At 61.8% G+C, this 20,383-nt stretch carries 21 protein-coding genes and 1 tRNA gene; 14 read left to right on the plus strand and 8 right to left on the minus strand.

Features of this window, described 5'->3' with window-relative positions; translation table 11 throughout:
* Positions 1-208 precede the first annotated feature (208 nt).
* A complete protein-coding gene (locus MFF13_RS08350; RefSeq protein WP_238271849.1) occupies positions 209-577 on the plus strand; it encodes a hypothetical protein in 369 nt (122 codons plus the stop codon).
* Positions 578-1,069: 492 nt separating this feature from the next.
* On the opposite strand, the gene MFF13_RS08355 is transcribed toward MFF13_RS08350, so the two are convergent.
* A complete protein-coding gene (locus tag MFF13_RS08355; protein WP_238271850.1) occupies positions 1,070-1,474 on the minus strand; it encodes a hypothetical protein in 405 nt (134 codons plus the stop codon).
* A 1,288-nt stretch (positions 1,475-2,762) separates the two neighbouring features.
* Between MFF13_RS08355 and MFF13_RS08360 the strand changes: the two genes are divergently transcribed.
* Both MFF13_RS08360 and MFF13_RS08365 read left to right on the plus strand, forming a co-directional pair.
* Entirely contained in the window at positions 2,763-3,413 is a 651-nt protein-coding gene (locus MFF13_RS08360; protein WP_238271851.1) for a hypothetical protein, read from the plus strand.
* Positions 3,414-3,705: 292 nt separating this feature from the next.
* The gene (locus MFF13_RS08365; protein ID WP_238271852.1) at positions 3,706-3,966 is read left to right on the plus strand and encodes a hypothetical protein; all 261 of its coding nucleotides are present in this window, start codon (positions 3,706-3,708) and stop codon (positions 3,964-3,966) included.
* Between the two features lie 95 nt (positions 3,967-4,061).
* On the opposite strand, the gene MFF13_RS08370 is transcribed toward MFF13_RS08365, so the two are convergent.
* Positions 4,062-4,688, minus strand: coding sequence for a recombinase family protein (locus tag MFF13_RS08370; RefSeq protein WP_238271853.1), 627 nt, complete (start codon positions 4,686-4,688; stop codon positions 4,062-4,064).
* A 424-nt stretch (positions 4,689-5,112) separates the two neighbouring features.
* Here MFF13_RS08370 and MFF13_RS08375 point away from each other — a divergent pair, with 424 nt between their 5' ends.
* The 3 genes from MFF13_RS08375 (at position 5,113) to MFF13_RS08385 (ending at position 8,907) form a co-directional block, all read left to right on the plus strand.
* Positions 5,113-7,224: a EutP/PduV family microcompartment system protein gene (locus MFF13_RS08375; protein WP_238271854.1), complete on the plus strand. Its 2,112-nt coding sequence runs from the start codon at positions 5,113-5,115 to the stop codon at positions 7,222-7,224.
* Between the two features lie 538 nt (positions 7,225-7,762).
* Positions 7,763-7,838: transfer RNA gene (locus MFF13_RS08380), tRNA-Ala, on the plus strand.
* Positions 7,839-8,385: 547 nt separating this feature from the next.
* On the plus strand, positions 8,386-8,907 hold the full coding sequence (locus tag MFF13_RS08385; RefSeq protein ID WP_238271855.1) for a phospholipase A2 family protein: 522 nt from the start codon (positions 8,386-8,388) through the stop codon (positions 8,905-8,907).
* Between the two features lie 40 nt (positions 8,908-8,947).
* Here the strand turns inward: MFF13_RS08385 and MFF13_RS08390 are convergent, their stop codons facing one another.
* The 4 genes from MFF13_RS08390 to MFF13_RS08405 form a co-directional block, all read right to left on the minus strand.
* Entirely contained in the window at positions 8,948-9,427 is a 480-nt protein-coding gene (locus MFF13_RS08390) for an Lrp/AsnC family transcriptional regulator (RefSeq protein WP_147751991.1), read from the minus strand.
* 145 nt (positions 9,428-9,572) lie between these two features.
* A complete protein-coding gene (locus MFF13_RS08395) occupies positions 9,573-10,058 on the minus strand; it encodes a glutathione peroxidase (RefSeq protein ID WP_147751990.1) in 486 nt (161 codons plus the stop codon).
* Complete coding sequence (locus MFF13_RS08400; RefSeq protein WP_147751989.1) at positions 10,058-11,218, minus strand: M20 aminoacylase family protein; 1,161 nt, start codon at positions 11,216-11,218, stop codon at positions 10,058-10,060. Before MFF13_RS08400 ends, MFF13_RS08395 begins: the two co-directional genes overlap by 1 nt.
* Positions 11,219-11,223: 5 nt before the next feature.
* The gene (locus MFF13_RS08405) at positions 11,224-12,450 is read right to left on the minus strand and encodes a GNAT family N-acetyltransferase (RefSeq protein WP_238271857.1); all 1,227 of its coding nucleotides are present in this window, start codon (positions 12,448-12,450) and stop codon (positions 11,224-11,226) included.
* A gap of 178 nt (positions 12,451-12,628) precedes the next feature.
* On the opposite strand from MFF13_RS08405, the gene MFF13_RS08410 reads away from it, so the two are divergent.
* Together MFF13_RS08410 and MFF13_RS08415 are read left to right on the plus strand one after the other, a co-directional pair.
* Positions 12,629-12,886, plus strand: a complete 258-nt coding sequence (locus MFF13_RS08410) for a type II toxin-antitoxin system RelE/ParE family toxin (protein ID WP_306422419.1) — start codon at positions 12,629-12,631, stop codon at positions 12,884-12,886.
* A gap of 10 nt (positions 12,887-12,896) precedes the next feature.
* Entirely contained in the window at positions 12,897-13,223 is a 327-nt protein-coding gene (locus MFF13_RS08415) for a HigA family addiction module antitoxin (RefSeq protein WP_147751987.1), read from the plus strand.
* 16 nt (positions 13,224-13,239) lie between these two features.
* Here the strand turns inward: MFF13_RS08415 and MFF13_RS08420 are convergent, their stop codons facing one another.
* Both MFF13_RS08420 and MFF13_RS08425 read right to left on the minus strand, forming a co-directional pair.
* Positions 13,240-13,986, minus strand: a complete 747-nt coding sequence (locus MFF13_RS08420; RefSeq protein WP_147751986.1) for a glycerophosphodiester phosphodiesterase family protein — start codon at positions 13,984-13,986, stop codon at positions 13,240-13,242.
* Positions 13,986-14,459: a RidA family protein gene (locus MFF13_RS08425; protein WP_147751985.1), complete on the minus strand. Its 474-nt coding sequence runs from the start codon at positions 14,457-14,459 to the stop codon at positions 13,986-13,988. The genes MFF13_RS08420 and MFF13_RS08425 overlap by 1 nt, the downstream gene beginning before the upstream one ends.
* A 303-nt stretch (positions 14,460-14,762) precedes the next feature.
* Here MFF13_RS08425 and MFF13_RS08430 point away from each other — a divergent pair, with 303 nt between their 5' ends.
* From MFF13_RS08430 to MFF13_RS08455, 6 genes are all read left to right on the plus strand, one after another.
* Entirely contained in the window at positions 14,763-15,956 is a 1,194-nt protein-coding gene (locus MFF13_RS08430; RefSeq protein ID WP_147751984.1) for an aspartate aminotransferase family protein, read from the plus strand.
* 70 nt (positions 15,957-16,026) lie between these two features.
* Complete coding sequence (argF, locus tag MFF13_RS08435) at positions 16,027-17,001, plus strand: ornithine carbamoyltransferase (RefSeq protein WP_147751983.1); 975 nt, start codon at positions 16,027-16,029, stop codon at positions 16,999-17,001.
* Between the two features lie 124 nt (positions 17,002-17,125).
* Positions 17,126-17,422, plus strand: coding sequence for a type II toxin-antitoxin system TacA family antitoxin (locus MFF13_RS08440; protein WP_147751982.1), 297 nt, complete (start codon positions 17,126-17,128; stop codon positions 17,420-17,422).
* Between the two features lie 62 nt (positions 17,423-17,484).
* The gene (locus MFF13_RS08445) at positions 17,485-17,907 is read left to right on the plus strand and encodes a GNAT family N-acetyltransferase (protein WP_238271859.1); all 423 of its coding nucleotides are present in this window, start codon (positions 17,485-17,487) and stop codon (positions 17,905-17,907) included.
* Between the two features lie 93 nt (positions 17,908-18,000).
* On the plus strand, positions 18,001-19,023 hold the full coding sequence (locus MFF13_RS08450; RefSeq protein ID WP_147751980.1) for an Hsp33 family molecular chaperone: 1,023 nt from the start codon (positions 18,001-18,003) through the stop codon (positions 19,021-19,023).
* 151 nt (positions 19,024-19,174) lie between these two features.
* Positions 19,175-20,359 (plus strand): hypothetical protein, encoded by a 1,185-nt coding sequence (locus tag MFF13_RS08455; protein ID WP_147751979.1) that lies wholly within the window; start codon positions 19,175-19,177, stop codon positions 20,357-20,359.
* Positions 20,360-20,383 lie beyond the last annotated feature (24 nt).

A 20,383-nucleotide genomic window follows, 5' to 3' on the forward strand; every position in this document is an offset into this window, starting at 1 on the left:
GGCCTGCTCTACTGAACTAAAGACAGTTCTGCTTGTCATAAGCTGGCTTTCTTAAACACATGGCGAATTTGCGCACAATGTCTGTGACCACAGCGAACACGTCAGAGGTAATGATGGAGAAATATTCACGTAAAATCTTGACTTTGAAGTTAGTCTATAGTATAACTTACCTCATGGCCCAATCATGGAGCCACATAAGGAGCTAAAAATGTACGGTTCAGATATCCCATCGCGTGTCTATACGGCTGTCAAGCAGTGTAAGCATCTGCTCGAAAATCATGATAGGGAGCGTCAAGTACTCTGTGATGAACCGTCCAGCGGGTCGGACAGTCTAATGGACGTCAGTTCAAGCTATTATGATAGTGATCTTTGTTTCAAAATCAAAGAAGCTGAACTAGCCTGCCTTACCATGGATCGGTGGTTTGACGAGAATGGTAGCTTTAAAGACACGGCCATGGAACAGCAGGTCGTTGACCTTTTTTCATACTGTTCGCCCTACGCGGAGGAACACAGCCCGATTTTGGTCCTTACCATAAAAGATCTGATCGGTGACATCGATCCGAGGTATCTAAACTGATTTACTAGGTATCTATAGGAATAGCTCTGTAGACCTTTAATTTTAGGAAGGATGCAAACATGATTGTGTAGCGATCTATTGTCTTCAAAATGCCATCGCTGTTGTCTATAGGTTAAACCATAAAGACAGCATTGGGTTGCAAAGGCACCAAGTTGCTTTTAATTGAAGATGAACTCGTGCAAAATTTTTCTGTAAGCGATACACAACACGAATATCACCGATGATAAATCCTTTGGGGATATTCAGCCTTTACTTGTAATTTCTATCGCAGCGCGTCCGACCAGTTCGAGCCATCCTATTTCAAAATCGTTATTGTCGTTATGCCTGCCAGCCCACTCAGGCGCGCTTCTATCTGAGCGGGTGGTTGCGCTTCGCGGATCTCCGACCCGGAACACTCTCAGATCGCCTCGGAAGGCCCCGCACGGGCAGTGATCATGCTTCGGGTGTGAAGCCCCGTCCAAGCGTCCGCGCCTGTGTAGGCTCCACTGACGCTCAGAATGCCTTCGCTGCTGTTCTGCACGTTCCACGAAACGCATCATCGGTCTCGGCAGGGGCTTCGCCATCCTTCACGCTATGGGTGATCGTGAGGGTGAAGCCCCCTGTGATCCTGTCGATTTGTAGGACGTTCTCGACACCGGAGCCGACGGCCTGCTTCGCGCCTATCTCGGCATCCGTGAACGTGGTGGTCGTTGCCCCGTCACCGGATATCATGGCCAACACCTTTCCAGCCGCTACATCAAGCGTGACCGGAAAGGCCAGTGTTTGCCCTTGATCCTTCTGTGACGCCCCTTCGCACATCAGGAAGGACCGGTCACCGTCGTCCGCGTGGGTGAGCTTAGGCGCCATGGAAAGGGTAAGGGTGATGGCAACAGCGGTGATCATGGCTAGGCGCTTCATCTTGCCGGTTTGATCCCTGTGGCCCTAAACGACAAGGCCGAACCATCTCGAGACGATCCGGCCCTTTACTAAACTGTCAACCTTCGAACATTCACGTATTCGTCAATCAGCTTTCTTACAATCCATGCGACACTTGCGTCTTCCTCAACGGCAATGTGCTTTAGTTTTTTCATAGTGCCGTTACATACCCACAAGGTGTATAGACGAAAGCCGACTTCATCCTCCGACTTATCCATTCAGAGAAAGCCTCGATAGCTCATCTTTGATCGTGCCGTATAGGAACACTCGGGCATCATCATTGATTTGATGGTAGAAGTTAGAAAAAAGATTGCAAGCTGACTCAAGAACTGCTGGATCTAGCGCGCCAGTTTGGTCGTATTCTTCTATGCCTGTTTGTATGTAGATGACTTGTAGGGCAACGCAATCTGCATGTTCTCGAGAGTCCCACACGCTGTTGCCCCGATCTAGGACGATTGAGCATGATAGTCCTACAAGATCGACAACGTAGTCTTTCTTTGCTGATGTAAGCATTGGTGACATATGGTATGCTTTCGTTTAGCTATTACTTATTAACATCAACCTATTATTGATGTATATAAGTATTTAGTAAAACGAAGTTCTTCGGCACGCAGAGATGATGGTGCGCGTCGTCACATGCCCCGACCCATCTGGTCCCCTGCCGACATGATCGAATCGGCCTCATAACCGCGTCGTGTTCGGGCAGTCTGTCGATAGCCACTGTTCCCACCGGCCATGCTCAGATCGTCGCCTTCAATCTAAACGTGGGTGTTTCCTGTGCCTTCGGCTTTCACCAGCGCGAACAAAGCAGCAGACTTCGCAAAGGCGCCCGCCTCTAACCCGAAGTGCGACGGCTACCGCTCAATGCGGACCGGCTCAAGCTCGTGGCGGACGCTGTGACGGCCGCTTAGTCTAGCAAGCGTTGCCTTCACACTTCTTCCCGCCGGCATGAGCCGGCTGAACCGATGTCACCGTGACAGCGGCAGCGCCAAGGAGCGCGATCGTAAGGGCGAAGGCAGTAAGGATACGGGTCATCGTCGTTCCTCCAAAGGTGGATGGCATTGATCCATCCGGCCTGACCAACCACCGCCCTGAGCTATTCAGAGGCCGCTGGCTGCTCTCGTGAGCACGGTCATGATACACAGTTTAGGCGGAGTGCCACCGTGAGAAATTAAGGGATGACAGAACACCCGTTCGCGACGATGAATGGTTGGACCGAACCTACCAGAACGAGCCGACGATCGTTGCCCAACACCGGACACCGCAACCCGTGATGCGCTTCTTGAAGCGATGGAGATCCAAGCTCCCATCGTCGACCAAAAACTTCGAGAAGGATCACGCTGCGATCATGGCGATGATTGGCGATTTCAAGGACAAGCGTTTCAGGGAGATACCACCTGATCCTCGGCAGGTTGATCCAGAACGCCTTCGCCAGCTACGCGAACGCCTGACCAATAAATACGCGTATCAGTGGCGCGCGACGGAAGCCAACGGGGAACTGGTGGACGCACTCTTTCATACCATCACGGAGTCTGACGGCACGCGGATGGGCCTCGGTCCAGCGAAGATTACGATCAACGACAAAGGTGTAGGTCCACCGATATTCGTCGGCCCACGCGGCCATGTTCAGATAATGAGGTCGTCCGAATATAAGCTGCACTATTACATCACGGCACACAGCATCAACGTGCTGGACTTTGTCAATAACTACGACCATGCCTTGCGCCTGCTCAACAATTTACTTCCAGGGTGCGGCTTCTCCGTCCATGCTCTGAGTAAGCGAACAGTAGTCAGGCTTGAAAAAGACGGGCAGTCTGGACCTTGGATCGAGTGTGGAAGCGTAGCTCTTGGGTTGGTGCTGGCTATATTAGATCATGCCGAGCGAAGACCCGAAGATCTCGAGCATTGGCGGTCAATTTGATCTCTGTTAGGGCTTGTGGAGGTAAAAATGGTAAGTTTTTTATTAATTTTTTCCTATACATTAATCAATTCATATTATATACATGGCACTTCTAGCCCGTATAAATTTGCATCAATTAAGTTATAGCCTGACCAATTCTACTTTCTGCCCGCATCTGAGATTGTATCTCGCAATGATGCGGAAAATGAAACAGAAGAAGATAAATTCAAACGTAAATTTCATCAAATAAACCTTAAGTGTCCTAGTCAGCCTGGAACAGGGGTATTAGAAATAACAAAAAAATAGAAACGGAGTGAGGTACAAAGGTGGTTATTATGTCAAAGATAGAAAAGTATATCGTATAAAACTTCAAACCTCAATTAAAGGTCAGAATTTTGAAACCATCAAAGATATTGCCGTCGATGACAAAATGAATACAGAGGATTTAGAGTTCGCAGAAAAAAACTTAAAAACAATAGACCCAGTACGAGAGCTTGCATGCGAAGGAACGCGTGATCAGAAAGAAAGATATTCTGAAATATTGAGATCGAATAGGGAAAGCATAACCGAATGAATAAAGATTTATGGATCTGGTATAGTGCGAACTAAAATTTAAAATTTATCATATAATTCAGTTTTTCTAGAGATCTGTCACAAAAAGCCGCTTCACTATTGCACTGGCTCAGACCGATGGTTCAGAGGATCGGCTGAAGGCTGCTGCTTTGATACCACTGAGGCAATCTGGACGGTCTTTGCCTCGCCAAGCAGCCGGTAGACGGAAGCCCGCGATACGTTCAGTTCCCTCGATATGGCAGTTCCACCCATGCCCAATGCCGCTAACGCTCTGACACGCTCTGCATCGATGGACGGCTTACGACCCTTGTAGACGCCTTTGTGACGCGCTGCCGCTACGCCTGCCATTTGACGCTCGTATCGGATGGCGGTCTCGAATTCCGCAAAGACCCCGAGCATCTGTAGGAAACACCGCCCGGCCGCTGTGGACGTGTCGATAGGCTGTTCCAAGGCCACCAACGCCACACCAACGGCCTCCATCCGCTTTACGATGGTGCAAAGGTCACTGACGGAACGCGCAAGCCTGTCGATACGGGTGACGACGATCCGGTCCCCTGGCCTCGCGAATTGAAGCAGCGTCTCTAACTCTGTGCGGCCTTCGACCTTCGTGCCAGTGTGCGTCTCGGCGCGGACCACTTCGCACCCGGCTGCCCTCAAAGCCTTTTGCTGGATCGTCAGGGATTGGGAAGAACTGCTGACGCGCGCATACCCATAGAAAGCCATAGGGATCTGTCTCGTTTGGTTCTAGACCCAATCACTATGGTGTCTCGGAACTTATAAGTCGAGTCAAAAAATACAGTTCGTTCAAGTGGGGTGGTGTCTCGGACCGGTGACTCGGATGCGTCTACCCATGTGACGCAACATCAGGGTGCACCCTGATGTGATCCGGCAACGGCTCTCTGCTACACTTAACTCAGCTATAAAAAGGCATCGTCGCTGCGATTTTCGCATTTCAAGGCCAAGCTGCTTGAGGGAGAAACATGGGCTTGAAGTCTCGGCCCCGATGGTGATTATCGTAATCAGCGTGTGCTTGCACCAAAGGCAAAAAAAAGACGTCTGAACATCAACCTCCCTCGCCACAAAAATACGATAAAGTGACGTCACAACTATTAATTAATGTTTGTTAAATTATCGATTGGGACAAATAATGGCTGATAATTTTACTGAGAAACAGTTAGATAATTTTAGGAAAGCCGCATCGTCGTTGAAACTTTATAGCAGAGCGGAACTAAGCGACGACAAAGATCGAAGCTTAATTGAAAAACTGTATGTGGATCCTTTGCCGAATGAGCAAGCATTTAAGACTATGCTTGTAAATAATACTACGATATTAATTGGCCGAAAGGGAACGGGGAAATCGACCGTATTTCAACGAACACAGCATGAAATTCGAAAACATAAATCGAATATTATATCAACATACATGGACATTAGAAATGTCTATGAAGCATCTCAGGTCGACTCAATCAATACGGACAAACTTGATGGCTTACATGAGGCCATGGAGGCTGAACATGTAAAAAAACTACTGTTATACAATAGATTTATCAGAATGCTCATAGGCGACATAAGAGACGAATTAAAAGCTCAAGTAGAGCAGAGTTTTCTATCTAAACTTCGCGAGAGAGTTAGTGGAACAGCCGCGGAGGTTTTTGCGGGTTTAGATCGTATTATAGCAAATCTTGATAAGCCTAAATATGAAAATGTTGCGGCTGCACTTCGAGTCGAAGTCAAAGCTGTAAAAAGTCACAAAGATAACATCAAAAATGAAGTTAGCGCTGAACTATCAGCTTCTGTAGAAAAGATTGGCGGCTCCGCTAAGCTTGGCTTAGAACGCGATCTTACGGATGACGCTTCATCCGAAAAAAATTACGCGGAAGTGCTTATGCGTATCGTAGGCATAAACGATATTGTCAAAGAGCTTAAACAAATTTTGGAATCAATAGGCATTAAGTATTTATATATATTTCTTGATGATTTCTCTGAGTTACCACAAGATGCCATGACCTTACTTGTCGACAGCTTGATTTCCCCACTTACGCGGTGGTCTGAATTTATAAAATTTAAGATAGCCGCTTATCCCGGAAGAGTATATTTAGGATCTCTCGACAAGACGAAAGTGGAAGAATTCCATCTTGATACCTATGACCTTTACGGATCTAATGGTGTAAACAAGATGGAGGATAAAGCCACGGACTTTGTTAAAAGAGTGGTTCAGAGAAGAATATCTCACTACTGTCGTTGCGATGCCGATGAATATTTTGCGTCATCTGATGTTATGTGGAAAACTTTATTTAACGCCACTATGGCTAATCCCCGTATTCTTGGCCATATTATGATTTACGCTTACGAGTCCCATTTACTCTATGAATCTAAAATAGGTATTCAGGCAATACAGGAAGCGTCACAAAGGTATTATGAAGAAAAAATATCACCATTTTTTGAGTCGGCAAAATACAGAAATTCCTTTCACGAACGCTCATCAATTTATTCTCTCAAAGAGCTGCTAGAAAAAATAGTTGGTAAATCGCGTGGTTTGAGGCAGGAAGATAGATCTCGTCCGACCACCGGTTCAAGATCCCGTAGCTTCTCAAGTCATTTTTATGTATCAAATGATTTTGACCGGCTTCTTACTTCACTTGAGTTGAACTTCTTCGTTACGAAATACTTCGAAATGTCGGATCGCGGTGGAACCCGTGTCTCTGTCTACGCTCTAAATCACGGGCTATGTTCCAAGTATCAAATTGGCTTCGGCCGACCCATTGATCGAAGAGAAGATAGACTTTTCTTTGTGGATCGATCCTTCGATTATAATTCTTTGATGCGATCTTATATCGTCGAAAATCAAGAAATACGATGTGATAATTGCGAGCGGCTGTATGATGAGCCGATGCTTCCTGCGCTCAAGCTTATGCATATGATGTGCCCGGCATGTCAAAAGGGAGTCTGTCATGTCGTCAACTTGTCTAGGAAATACGAAGATTTATTGAAGGAAGTAAATGTTGGCCTTTTGCTGCCAGAAACAGAATTGGGCATTTTATATACTCTGCACTATGAAAATAGAATTATGGTCGCTTCGGAAATTGCGGCTGAACTGGATTGTTCCGGTCAACTTGTTGGTAGGCGCGGACGCAATTTAGCTGAGAGAGTTCTTGTTACTCGCGAGCAATTTGGGGGCGTCTATAAATACGAAATCACGCGAGAAGCAGAGCTTGCTTACTTCCAAGATCCAGCGTCACCTGACTTAGATGTGGATTAATGGATTCCTCTGTCGAAACTAAATTGCGTTCGCATAGCTTTATAAAACATGATGGGTGATGTATTGTTGGTAAAAACTCTATAATGCTCGCCCATACCTATCTTAAAGAAAAATAAATATGATCCAAAAATCAGAAATTAGTTTAATGCTCTGAAGATATCTGATCGTCGTCGGAAAGAACGCATCGCAATTCCTGTCACACTTCCTGTCACAGTGGGCATCAAAAGCGGCCTTCCACGACGCCTTTCTGGCCATTGTTCCTACGGTCGGCCCACGGTAGGCTAGAGGCCTAAGTCTTTGAAAAGACGATGATTTCTTGTTTATTGTGGTGATCAGCGTTAGAGAGGCTCAATACGTCGGAGTTCTACAGCCTCACCAACGCCATCGGCCATCAAGAACGTCCTGAAAGTCGGCCAAGCTTGTCACACTGGTGTCACAACGAGCATGAATTTCGGGGTCCAGGGTGGCTTGCTTTAACCTAGGGTTACCGTTAGTCTGATGACGTAATAGGTTGATTTATATGGCCTTTTACGCTTATGGGGCTGTAGCTCAGATGGGAGAGCGCCGCAATCGCACTGCGGAGGTCAGCGGTTCGATCCCGCTCAGCTCCACCAGGCTTTCCTGGTGGATGTCCACACGGCAAGGTCCGGCGTCGATAAGGCTGCCGTGACAGCGGGTTGAGACTCGACGTTCCCAGATTTCATCATCGTTGATCCTCGCGGCTCGCGCCGGCTGAGCGGTATTCCGGTCGGCTGGATCGCGGCGGCCTGGTCGCGCGACCGGTGCCGGGCTGGAGACCGTTCATCGCGTCGTTCGAGATGCGGGTCCGGTCGGGCGCGCAGCACCTCACCCTCGTCGGTCGTCGCCGTCGATCGACCGCGACTGCCCTCTCCGAGGTGGCGGCGCGGCGGCTTGGCGACGGACCCTTTGGAACGCTTTCGCCGCCTTCGCCGTATTGGGTCGGCGTTCTACCCACGCTTCGGGAAGGACCATCGTCGATTGCAAAGGCCGCGATGCCGGGGCCGTTCCGTCACGTCCGAATTCGATCGGGCGGGCCGCGATGATCGACGACTTCGCCTGGTTCCAGGGGAGACGAATTTGAGAATTCGGATTGCGATCGCCCTGTCCCTATTTTTGGCTGGGTGCCTGGCTCAAGGTGCCGTGGCGCAGACGGTCGAGGAGGCGCCGGACTCGGCAGACACCGAGGCCGTGAGGCCGGGACCGCCGCCGCCCTTGCCGGACCTGTCCAATCCGAACTCCCGCACCGGGGAAGGGCTCGGAGAGCCCGACGCGCAATCGGGCATCCCCAAGGCGCTGCGCGGATCCGCGAGCAAGTCCGGCGGCCCGGCGAACGACCTCAACCCGGGCGGTAGGGCGGAAGAGCCGTCCCCGCCGAAAGGCGACCTCGCGAACGTGCTCACGGGCAAGGCGCTGTTTCACGGCAACTATTGCGGCGCGGGCCAGCGCGGCGTCGACCTGCCGCCGACCGACGCCCTCGACGCCGCCTGCCAACGCCACGACGCCTGCTACGATGCGGCCGGGCACCGCTCGTGCGCCTGCGACCAGGCGTTGAAGCGGGAGGCGACGGCGGTGTCGGAGCAACCGAAGGTCACGCTCGAGGTCCGGCGGCGCGCCTTGAGCGTCGTCGAGGCCGCCGACGCGATGAATTGCCGGGCGCCCTGACGCGGCCCCGGCCGGCGGCGGTGCGGACGTCCGCACCGCGTCACAGGGCCAGCGGCGCGTTGTCGACGACCTCCTTCATCACGAAGAACGTCCGCGTCTGGCGCACGCCGGGAAGCGCGATCAGGGTGCTGCTGTGCAGGCGGTTGAAGTCCGCCATGTCGCGCACCCGGATCTTCAGGAAGTAGTCGAAGTCGCCCGCCACCAGGTGGCAGTCGAGCACCGTCGGCATCGCGCGGGCCGCCGCCTCGAAGGCCGCGAAGCTCTCCGGCGTCGAGCGGTCGAGCACCACGCCGACGATCACCAGGGCGCCGAGGCCGACCTTGCTCGGCGCGACCTCGGCGCGGACCGACGTGACGTAACCGTCGGCGAACAGCCGCTGCGTCCGGCGGTGGCAGGTCGCCGCGCTGGTGTTCACGCGCTTGGCGATCTCGGCGTTGCCCATCCGCCCGTCCGCCTGAAGCAGGCGCAGGATCTTCAGGTCGATGCGATCGAGCCCTGCGTCGGTGGACGAATCTTTCACGAACCTGCCGCCTCACCATCCGCCGAGCGCCATTTTCCGGCGACCAGAGGAACACGGCGGCAAGGCGCGCGCCACCGGCGAGAGCACCTTCCGAAAGGCCTGAGGCGCATCGCAACGGCCGAGGCCGTTGCGGCGCGCAAGCGTCTCAGGCGGCCAGCGCGGCGGCGATGTCGCGCTCGAGGGAGGCGGGCTTGGCGGTCGGCGGATAGCGGCCGACCACACGGCCGTCGCGGCCGACGAGGAACTTCGTGAAGTTCCACTTGATGCCGGCCGTGCCGAGGAGGCCCGGCTTCTCGCCCTTGAGATGCTGGTAGACCGGGTCGGCGCCAGCCCCGTTGACCTCGACCTTCGCCAGCAGCGGGAAGCTCACGTCGTAGGTCAGGCTGCAGAACTGGGCGATCTCGGTGGCGTTTCCCGGCTCCTGCGCGCCGAACTGGTTGCAGGGGAACCCGAGCACCACGAGCCCGGCCTCGCGATGCGTCTTCCACAAGGCCTCCAGCCCCTCGTATTGCGGGGTGAACCCGCATTTCGAGGCGGTGTTGACGACGAGCACGACCTTGCCGCGATATTGGGCCAGCGGATGCGGGGTGCCGTCGGCGGCCTTCGGGGTGAAATCGAACAGCGTCGCCATCAGGCCGCGGTCCGCCGCTCGACGAGGCGGGCGAGGAAGGCGGCGCCGATCGGGATGATCGTGTCGTCGAAATTGTAGCTCGGGTTGTGCAGGCCGGCCCCGGGCGAGGCGCCGATCCAGGCGTAGGCGCCCGGCACCGCCATCGCCATGTCGGCGAAGTCCTCGCTGCCCATCTTCGGGCTCGAGTTCAGGTCGACCCGCTCGGGTCCGAACAGCTCGGTCGCGGTCTCGATCGCAGCTTGCGTCTGGTCGGCGGCGTTCTCCAGCACCGAGAACTTGTCCTGGATGTCGACCGTGATCTCGGCGCCGTAGGCCGCGCCGTAGCCCTTGGCGAGTTCCCGCATCCGGTCGCCCGCGAGCTTGCGCAAGTCGCGATCGAAGGTGCGGATCGTGCCGGCCATGTGCGCGGTGTCGGGGATGACGTTGTAGGCCGAGCCGGCCTCGAACCGGGTGATCGACAGCACGATCGACTTCAGCGGGTCGGCGTTGCGCGAGACGATCGACTGCAGCGCCTGGGCGAGGGCGGTGGCGACCACGATCGGGTCGATGCCGCTGTGGGGCTGCGCCGCGTGGATGCCGCGGCCCTTGACGTGGATGTCGAAGAAGTCGGCCGCCGCCATGATCGGGCCGGGCCGCAGCTTGATCGTCCCGTGCGGGCCGCTCGGCTGGTTGTGCAGGCCGTAGATCTCGTCGCAGGGGAAGCGCGTGAACAGCCCGTCGGCGAGCATGGCGCGGGCGCCGCCCAGGCCCTCTTCGGCGGGCTGGAACACGAACACCGCCGTGCCGTCGAAGTCGCGGGTCTCGGCGAGGTAGCGGGCGGCGCCGACGAGCATGGTGGTGTGGCCGTCATGCCCGCAGGCGTGCATCTTGCCGGGGATGGTCGAGCGGTAGGGGAGGTTGGTCTCCTCCTCGATCGGCAGGGCGTCCATGTCGGCGCGCAGGCCGATGCGGCGGCCGTTGTCGCTGCGGCCCTTCAGGATGCCGACGACGCCGGTGCCGCCGACGTTGCGGTGGACCTCGATGCCGAAGCCTTCGAGCAGGTCGGCGACGATGCCGGAGGTGCGCACCTCCTCGAAGCCGATCTCGGGATGGGCGTGGAGGTCGCGGCGGAGCGCCGTCAACTCGTCGGCGTAGGTGGTGATGCGATCGATCGGACTCATGCGCTTCAAGACTCTTCCGGGCTGGACCGTCGGAACGGCGTCAGGGTGTCGAGTTCGTCCACCATGGCTTCGACATGGGCGCGCTCGCGCTGCAAGTAGTCGGCCACCGCGCGACGCAACGAAGGGTCGGCGATGTCGTGCGCGGAGTGCGTCAGCACCGGCCGGTAGCCGCGCGCGAGCTTGTGCTCGCCCTGCGCCCCGGCCTCGACCCGCTTCAGGCCCCGCGCGATCGCGAAGTCGATCGCCTGGTAGTAGCAGACCTCGAAATGCAGGAACGGGTGCTCCTCGATGCAGCCCCAGTTCCGGCCGTAGAGGGCGACGTCGCCGATCAGGTTGATCGCGCCGGCGACGTAGCGGCCCTCGCGCTTGGCCAAGATCAGCAGGACGCGCTCCGGCATCCGCTCGGACAGGAGCGTGAAGAAGCGCCGGTTGAGGTAGGGCCGGCCCCATTTGCGCGCGCCGGTGTCGGTGTAGAATTCGTAGAAGGCGTCCCAATGCGCCTCGGTGAGGTCGGCCCCGGTCAGGTGCTCGATCGTGATGCCGGAGGACAACGCGTCGCGCCGCTCGCGCTTGATGCTCTTGCGCTTGCGCGAGGCGAGCGCGGCGAGGAAGTCGTCGAAGGTCGCGTAGCCGGCGTTCTCCCAATGGAACTGCTGGTCGGTGCGCTGGAGGAAGCCGGCCGCACCCGCCCGCTCCCATTCCGGCTCCTGCATGAAGGTGACGTGGATCGAGGAGGCCTTGGTCTCGGACCGCAGCGCCCTGAGGCCCGCCACCAGGGCGGAAGTCGCGACGTCCACGTCGGCGCCGGGCGCGATCAGGAAGCGCGGACCGGTGACGGGGGTGAACGGCACGCTCACCTGCAGCTTCGGATAGTAGCTCCCGCCGGCCCGCTCGAAGGCGTCGGCCCAGCCGTGGTCGAAGATGTATTCGCCCTGGCTGTGGGACTTCAGATAGCACGGCACGACCCCGAGCAGTGCGTCGTCGCGCTCGACCGCCACGTGCAGCGGCAACCAGCCGGTCCGCCGCGAGACGCAGCCGGAATCCTCCAGCGCCGAAAGGAAGGCGTGGCTGACGAAGGGGTTGTGGGTCTCGTCGCCCGCGCCCAGCGTCTCGGCCGAGGTGGCGCAGGCGTCCCAGGCCGCCGCCCCGATCTCCTTCAGGCCGGCCAGCGCGCGGACCTTGAGGACGGTCTCGGAGGTCTCAGGCTCGTGCGGAGCGCCGGGTTTTTCCATGGCGACAATCTAGCCCGAAGGGCAGGGGGGACAAGGCGGCGCCGCGCATCCCGCCGTCGCAGCGGGGGGCAGGGCGGCTCGCTTACCTCTTGGTAACACTCAGTGATACCATCCTGTGCGTTATCCTGAGGTAGGATGCACCAGGGGGCCGGCTCTGATCCAGAGCTTCGCAGATCGCGTGACCGAGGCGGTCCATCGCGGCAGCCGGCCGAAGGGGTTCCCCGCCACGATCTTTCCCGCGGCGCGACGCACGCTCGCCGTCCTCGATCGGGCGGCCGACCTGAACGACTTGCGAGCGCCGCCCGGCGATCGGCTTCACCCTCTGACCCATGACCGCATCGGACAGCATGCGATCCGGATCGACGACCAGTATCGAATCTGCTTCCGCTGGACCGAACATGGCCCGGCGGATGTCGAAATCGTCGATTATCACTGAGGACCCGTCGATGAATGACGGCTTGGAGATCGCCGCCTTGGAGACGCTGCCGCCGCTTCACCCCGGCGAGGTGCTGCGCGAGGAGTTTCTGGTTCCCCTCGGCCTGACGCCCTACGCGGTGGCGAAGGCCTGCGGCGTCCCCCGCACGCGGATCGAACGGATCGTCCGCGAGGAGATCGGGATCACCGCCGACACCGCGCTCCGGCTCGGACGCTATTTCGGGACCTCGGCGCAGCTCTGGCTCGGCCTGCAGATCCGCTACGACATCGAGGTCGCAGCAGCGCGGGCGGGTGACGCCCTGGCGCTGATCAAGCCGCTTCCGCGCGAGGCCGCCTAAGGCCGGAGCCGGGCGTTCAGGCCGAAAACCCCTCGAACACCATCTGGTCGGCATGCGCCTGTGCGAGGCGGCGCTGGGCCTCGGTGCGCACCGTCCAGGCCATCACCGGCAGGTGCCCGAGCACGCGGGCGAGGTGCGTCGCGGCGCAGGGCAGGTCGTCGACCCGCCAGGACACGAAGTCGGGCCGGGTCTCCTCGATGTGCAGCAGGTCCGAGAGCCGGCGGCGTGCCGAATCGGTGAGGGCGGCGTAGGCCGGGTCGTCCTGGTTCGTCTCGCCGACGATGCCGCGCGGGACCGCGTCGGGCACCAGGCCGCGCAAGGCCGCGACCACCTCCGGATCGAAGGACTTCACCGCGACCGGCCCGGCGTAGGCGCTCAGCACCTCCGCGACGCGGCGGGTCAGGGTCAGGTCGCCGGTAGTGGACGACTTGATCTCGACGACGAGCGGGGTCCGCCCGGCGATCTCGGCGAGGAAGTCCGGCAGCGTCGGGATCGTCTCAGTCGTGCCCGCGACCGCGAGGCCGCGAAGGTCGGCGGCCCGCATCGCGGCGACGGGGTCGGCGACGCCCGCCAGCCGCCCCAGGGCCGCGTCGTGGAAGACCATCGCCTCGCCGTCGGCGCTGATCTGCACGTCGCACTCGATGGCGTAGTTGCCCGCGATCGCCGCGCGCGCGGCGGCGATCGTGTTCTCGGGCCGGCCCGCCGCGCGGTCGTGCAGGCCGCGATGGGCGATCGGCCGCGCGACGAGCCAGCCGAGTTCCATCACCGCACCTCGAACATCGCCTCGACCTCGACGGCGGCGTCGAGGGGCAGTTCCGCGACCCCGACCGTGGAGCGGGCGTGACGGCCGCGGTCGCCGAGCACCGCGACCATCAGGTCGGAGGCGCCGTTCATGATGCCGGCGATGCCGGAGAAGCTCGGCACGCAATTGATGAAGCCGCCGAGCCGGACGCATTGCACGACCCCGCGCTCGAGGTCGCCCACCGCCGCCTCGACCTGCGCCAGCACGTTGAGCGCGCAGAGCCTGGCCGCGGCGATCCCGTCCTCGGCCGAGACCTCGGCGCCGAGCTTGCCGACATGGCCCGCGCCGAGCTTGCCGTCCGCCCCGAAGCAGATCTGGCCCGAAACCACCACGAGGTTGCCGCTGCGCACGAAGGGCACGTAGTTCGCGACCGGCGCCGCCGCCTTCGGCAGGGTGAGCCCGAGGCTCTCGAGGCGTTCCTTGACCGTGCTCATGAAAGGGCTCCGCGTGTCCGTTCTCGGCGATGCACCGGCTCTGGAGCATGGGCCGCGGCCGGCACGCAAGGCCCTTCTCGGAGGCATCGTGGAGTCGAGCCGGCAAACGACGCCCGTTTTACAGGCATGTCCGCCACGACACCCGGCCCTCTCATTGACAGCGCGGCCGCGTTTCTTAGTAATCGCGCGCGTGCCGCCCCGGTGACGAGGCGGCACTTTCGTTTTTGCACGCAGGGCACGGGTCCTGCACGCAGCCTGACAACGCCGGGTCTTCACCCGGCCCGCCGACACGGAGACGGGATCGTGACATCCGCCCTTCTGCCGACCTATGCCCGGGCCCCCATCGCCTTCGAGCGTGGCGAGGGCGCATGGCTGGTGGCGCGCGGGGGCGAGCGATACCTCGATTTCGGCGCCGGCATCGCGGTGAACGCGCTGGGCCACGCCCACCCGCACCTCGTCGAGGCCCTGACCACCCAGGCGCAGAAGCTCTGGCACACCTCGAACCTGTTCGAGATCCCCGACGGCGAGCGCCTCGGGCAGCGTCTGGTCGACGCGAGCTTCGCCGACGTGGCGTTCTTCTGCAATTCGGGCGCCGAGGCCAACGAGGCCGCGATCAAGATGGCGCGGAAGTACCACGCCGCCGGCGGGCACCCCGAGCGCTACCGCATCATCACCTTCGAGGGCGCGTTCCACGGGCGCACGCTGGCGACGCTGGCCGCCGGCGGCCAGCAGAAGTACATCGAGGGCTTCGGCCCGAAGGTCGACGGGTTCGACCAGGTGCCCTTCGGCGACCACGAGGCGCTGCGCGCCGCGATCGGCCCCGAGACGGCGGCCGTGATGATCGAGCCGATCCAGGGGGAGGGCGGCGTCCGCCCGGTGCCGCCGCAATGCCTGCGGGGCCTGCGCGCGCTCTGCGACGAGCACGGCCTGATGCTGATCATGGACGAGGTCCAGACCGGCGTCGGCCGCACCGGCCGCCTGTTCGCGCACGAGTGGTCCGGCGCCGCGCCCGACATCATGAGCGCGGCCAAGGGCATCGGCGGCGGCTTCCCGCTGGGCCTGTGCCTGGCGACCCGCGAGGCCGCCCGCGGCATGGTCGCCGGCAGCCACGGCACCACCTTCGGCGGCAACCCGCTCGCCATGGCCGTCGGCAACGCCGTGCTCGACGTGGTGCTGGGCGACGGCTTCCTCGACCACGTCCAGCGCGTCGCGCTGGTCCTGAAGCAGAAGCTCGGGGCGCTGCCCGACCGCTACCCACACGTCGTCACCGAGATCCGCGGCGAGGGGCTGATGCTCGGGCTCAAGCTCGCCGTGCCCAACACCGAGTTCGCTGCGGCCGCCCGCGCCGAGCACCTGCTGGTGATCCCGGCGGGCGACAACGTGGTCCGCCTGCTGCCGCCGCTGATTGTCACCGAGGCCGACGTCTCCGAGGCGGTCGCACGCCTCGAAGTCACGGCGGCGGCGTTCACGGCCGCGATGCGCGGAGCCGCCGAGTGATGCCGACGTGATGCTGATCCCGGCTCCCGAAGGCGGAGCCGCCGACCGAACCCGGACATGATGTGTTGAGATGACTGCCCCCCTGAACGGCCGGACCAGCGGCCCCACGACCGGCGCGAGCGCGCCCCGCCACTTCCTCGACCTGTCGGACTTCTCCGGCGCCGACCTCCGCCGGGTGCTCGACGCCGCGGCCGCGATCAAGGGGCGCCGCCGCAAGGGCGAAGTCGCCGCCGACCGCCCGCTCGCCGGCAAGAACCTCGCGATGGTGTTCGACCGACCTTCGACCCGCACCCGCGTCTCCTTCGACGTGGCGATGCGCGAGCTCGGCGGCGAGACGTTGATGCTAACGGGCTCCGAGATGCAGCTCGGCCGCGGCGAGACCATCGGCGACACCGCGCAGGTGCTCTCCCGCTTCGTCGACGCGATCATGATCCGCATCCTGGATCACGCGCTGATGCTGGAGCTGGCCGAAAACGCCACGGTGCCGGTGATCAACGCGCTGACCAAGCTCTCGCATCCGTGCCAGATCATGGCCGACGTGCTGACCTTCGAGGAGCATCGCGGGCCGATCCAGGGCCGCACGGTGGCCTGGTCGGGCGACGCCAACAACGTGCTGACGAGCTGGGCGCACGCGGCCGCGCGCTTCGACTTCACCCTCAACGTCGCCTGCCCGCCCGAGCTGGCGCCGCCGCCGGCGCTGATGGCCTGGGCACGCGCCGAGGGCGCCCGCGTCAACGTCACCGCCGACGCCTTCGCCGCGGTCGAGGGCGCCGACGCGGTCGTGACCGATTGCTGGGTCTCGATGGGCGACGAGGACGAGGCTCACCGCCACAACCTGCTCAACCCCTATCAGGTGAACGGCGCGCTGATGCGGGCCGCCGCCAAGGACGCGGTGTTCATGCACTGCCTGCCCGCCCATCGCGGCGAGGAGGTCACCGCCGAGGTGATGGACGGCCCGCAATCGGTGGTGTTCGACGAGGCGGAGAACCGCCTCCACGCCCAGAAGGGCATCCTGGCGTGGTGCATGCGGGCGAACGGCCTGTAGCGGGTCGCGAACGGGCGGCCGATCGGACGCAGCGGCCGGACGGGTCGCGGGCCTTGACCGTATGAACATCGTGTATACGTTCAGGCTCCAAGACGCCCCCGACGAGACGTAGAAGGCGACCGCCTTGAGCATCGACGGCCTGAGCAACGTCCCGGCGCGGCGCGGGACGACGATCAACCTGCGCATCGAAGCCGAGACGCGGGACCTGATCGACGACGCCGCCTCGGTGCTCGGCAAGACGCGGACCGAGTTCATGATCGACACCGCGCGCCATCACGCCATCGACGTGCTGCTCGATCAGCGCCTGTTCGTCCTCGACGACGCGCGCCATGCCGCGTTCGTCGCGGCCCTCGACGCACCGCCGGCCGAAAGGCCGAGGCTGAGCGCGCTCATGGGGAGGAATCCCGCCTGGGAGCGCTGATCGGGCCGCCGGTTCCCCTGGGTCCGGAGCACGCCCTGGATGGATTCTCCTGCGGCCGACCGGTGCTCGACGATTGGCTGAAGCGGCAGGCACGCCGCAGCGAGGGCCGGTTCGCCCGGACTTATGTGGTCTGTGCGGACGGCGCGGTGGTGGGGTATTACTGCATCTCCGCGGGGACGGTCGCGCGGGAGGATGCCCCGGGGCGGATTCGACGCAACGCGCCGGAGCCGATCCCGGTCTCGATCCTAGGCCGGCTGGCCGTGGACCAGCGTTGGGCCGGCCGTGGGCTCGGGGCCGACCTCCTGGCCGATGCGCTGCGCCGGATCGCCAACGCGGCCGACGTGATCGGGATCGGCGCCGTCCTGATCCATGCGCTCGACGACCAGGCGCTCGCATTCTACCGCAGGCAGGCGGAGTTCCTCGAATTCCCCGACCGCTCGCGCACCCTGTTCCTGCCGATCGGCGCGCTGACCGGCGGACGATGACGACCCGAACGCTTCCAAGCCGAACGCTTCCAAGCCGAACGCTTGCAGGCCAAATACGTGCAGGCCGACCGCTTCCAGGACCGAGTTGAGACCATGACCGCCGGACACGACACAACCCCGATCAACGAAGGCAACGGTCACGACGGCGCCGACGACTGCGTGCTGCCGTTCGCGGTCGAGGCGCTCGACGTGCGCGGGCGCGTCGTCCGGCTCGGGCCCTCCGTCGACACGATCCTGCGGCGGCACGGCTACCCGGATGCGGTGGCGCGCCTGCTCGGCGAGGCGGCGGCGCTGACCGTGCTCCTCGGCTCGTCCCTGAAGTTCGAGGGCCGGTTCCAGCTCCAGACCAAGACCGACGGCCCGGTCGGGATGATCGTCGTCGACTTCGAGGCGCCCGACCGCCTGCGCGCCACCGCGCGGTTCGAGGCGGAGGCCATCGCCGCCCTCGGCGCCGGCCCGCACAAGGCCGCCGAGCTGATCGGGCAGGGGCATCTGGCCATGACCATCGACCAGGGCTCGGCCGCCAGCCGCTACCAGGGCGTCGTCGCGCTGGAGGGACAGAGCCTGGAGGAGGCCGCGCACCAGTACTTCCGCCAGTCCGAGCAGATCCCGACCGAGGTGCGGCTCGCCGTGGCCGAAGCCTTCGAGGACGGGCAGAGCCGCTGGCGCGCCGGCGGGCTGCTGGTGCAGTTCCTCCCCCAATCGATCGACCGGGCGCGGCTCGCCGACCTGCCGCCGGGCGACATCCCGGAGGGCCGCGTCCACCTCGACGAGCACGGCACCCGGGAGGACGACGCCTGGGTCGAGGCGCGCGCCCTCGTCGGCACCGTGGAGGACCACGAGCTCGTCGACCCGGCGGTCTCGAGCGAGCGGCTGCTCTACCGGCTGTTCCACGAGCGCGGCGTGCGGGTATTCGACGCGCAAGGCGTGCACGAGCAGTGCCGCTGCTCGCGCGAGCGGGTGATGGGCATGATCCGCTCGTTCTCGCCCGAGGAACGCCGCGAGATGATCGCCGACGACGGCCGCGTCGTGATCACCTGCGAGTTCTGCTCGCGCCGCTACGACCTCGACCCGGCCGAGGTCGAGGCGGAGGTGGCCGAGACGCCGAAGCAGTAGAACCGAACCCTGTCCGGTTCACGGCCAAGCTTGATCCACGGATAGACTGAACATCGATTTCTAAAAATCAGTCTCCGGCGATGAAACGGTTTTCGAACCTTCGGCGTTTCGATGCTTCCAACAACGTCGCAAGAACGCCGGAGGAAGCATCATGAAAAGAGTCGCCATCGGGCTCGCAGCCCTGCTGTTCAGCACGTCCGTCTACGCCCAGGGCGCGGCCGGAAACGCGGCCGGCGCCGGGACGGGCCGCGCGAATACCGGATCGATGGATGCAGGCGGCAAGGCGGGCGGCAACACGGGCGGCGCCGGCGCGACGGCCGGCGGCCGGATGTCGGAGACGCGGGGTGAGAGCCGGAACACCGCCGCCGGGAACGGGGCCGGAGGCCGCGAGAACGGGATGCAGGCCGGACGGGCCGACCGCCAAGGCGTCGATCGTCAGGGCGCCGACCGCCAAGGGTCTGATCGGCAAGGCGCCGACCGTCAGGCGGCCGGCCGCGAAGACCGCCGCGACGCGGATCGGGTGGAAGCTCGCGGCGGCAACCGCGACGGGATGCGCCGCGACCGCGCCGAGCGCGACACGCGCAGCGAGCGCCGGGAGACCCGCACCGACATCCGCTCCGAGCGGGCCGGCGGCGGCTTCCGCCGGGAAGGACGGTTCGTGTTCGTCGGCGGCCAGCGCGTGGTCTACGGCTCGCCCGAGTACCGCCGGCTCGTCACCGTCGAGCGCCGGGGCGGCACGCGGGTCCGCACCGTCACCATCCGCGGCCACCGCGTCCTCTACGGCTCGCCCGAGTACCGTCGCCTCGTGACCGTCCGCGAATCCGGGCCGCGCGTGCGCTACGTGACCATCCGCGGGCAGCGGGTGCTCTACGGATCGCCCGAGTACCGCCGCCTCAGCGTGACCACGACCGAGCGCCGCGGCGGCCGCGTCGCGGCCGACTTCCGCGGTCGGGACCGCATCGACGTGCGGACCCGCTCCGCCCGGACCGAGACCCGCGACGACCGCGGCTTCCGCAACGCCGACCGCCGCAACGCGGGCGAGCGCAACGCCGACCGGGGATCCGAGCGCAACGCCGACCTGCGGGGCGGCCAGGGCGGGCGCAACGGCCAGGACTTGCGGGGCGGCCAGGACCTGCGGGCTGGCCAAGACCTGCGGGGCGGCCAGGACAAGGGCGGCATCCGCAACGCCTCCGAGCGCACGGGCGGCCGTGACGGTGGCCGCCAGATGGGCGGCCAGATGAGCGGTCAGGGCGGGCGCGATGCTGGCATGACCGGCGGCGCGTCCGAGCGCGGCACCCCGGGCACCCGCGGCGGTGGGCGCGACGGTCGCAACTGATCGGCTCGCCTCACGAGCGGGGAG

Origin of the sequence: Methylobacterium cerastii (assembly GCF_022179125.1) — a bacterium.
In the GTDB taxonomy this organism is placed as follows: Bacteria; Pseudomonadota; Alphaproteobacteria; order Rhizobiales; family Beijerinckiaceae; genus Methylobacterium; species Methylobacterium cerastii.

Bases quoted from the DNA above. Each gene is read 5' to 3' on its own strand.
- MFF13_RS08350 (WP_238271849.1), top strand. From the start codon at position 209: ATGTACGGTTCAGATATCCCATCGCGTGTCTATACGGCTGTCAAGCAG.
- MFF13_RS08355 (WP_238271850.1), bottom strand. From the start codon at position 1,474: ATGAAGCGCCTAGCCATGATCACCGCTGTTGCCATCACCCTTACCCTT.
- MFF13_RS08370 (WP_238271853.1), bottom strand. From the start codon at position 4,688: ATGGCTTTCTATGGGTATGCGCGCGTCAGCAGTTCTTCCCAATCCCTG.
- MFF13_RS08375 (WP_238271854.1), top strand. From the start codon at position 5,113: ATGGCTGATAATTTTACTGAGAAACAGTTAGATAATTTTAGGAAAGCC.
- MFF13_RS08395 (WP_147751990.1), bottom strand. From the start codon at position 10,058: ATGGCGACGCTGTTCGATTTCACCCCGAAGGCCGCCGACGGCACCCCG.
- MFF13_RS08400 (WP_147751989.1), bottom strand. From the start codon at position 11,218: ATGAGTCCGATCGATCGCATCACCACCTACGCCGACGAGTTGACGGCG.
- MFF13_RS08405 (WP_238271857.1), bottom strand. From the start codon at position 12,450: ATGGAAAAACCCGGCGCTCCGCACGAGCCTGAGACCTCCGAGACCGTC.
- MFF13_RS08415 (WP_147751987.1), top strand. From the start codon at position 12,897: ATGAATGACGGCTTGGAGATCGCCGCCTTGGAGACGCTGCCGCCGCTT.
- MFF13_RS08420 (WP_147751986.1), bottom strand. From the start codon at position 13,986: ATGGAACTCGGCTGGCTCGTCGCGCGGCCGATCGCCCATCGCGGCCTG.
- MFF13_RS08425 (WP_147751985.1), bottom strand. From the start codon at position 14,459: ATGAGCACGGTCAAGGAACGCCTCGAGAGCCTCGGGCTCACCCTGCCG.
- argF (WP_147751983.1), top strand. From the start codon at position 16,027: ATGACTGCCCCCCTGAACGGCCGGACCAGCGGCCCCACGACCGGCGCG.
- MFF13_RS08450 (WP_147751980.1), top strand. From the start codon at position 18,001: ATGACCGCCGGACACGACACAACCCCGATCAACGAAGGCAACGGTCAC.
- MFF13_RS08455 (WP_147751979.1), top strand. From the start codon at position 19,175: ATGAAAAGAGTCGCCATCGGGCTCGCAGCCCTGCTGTTCAGCACGTCC.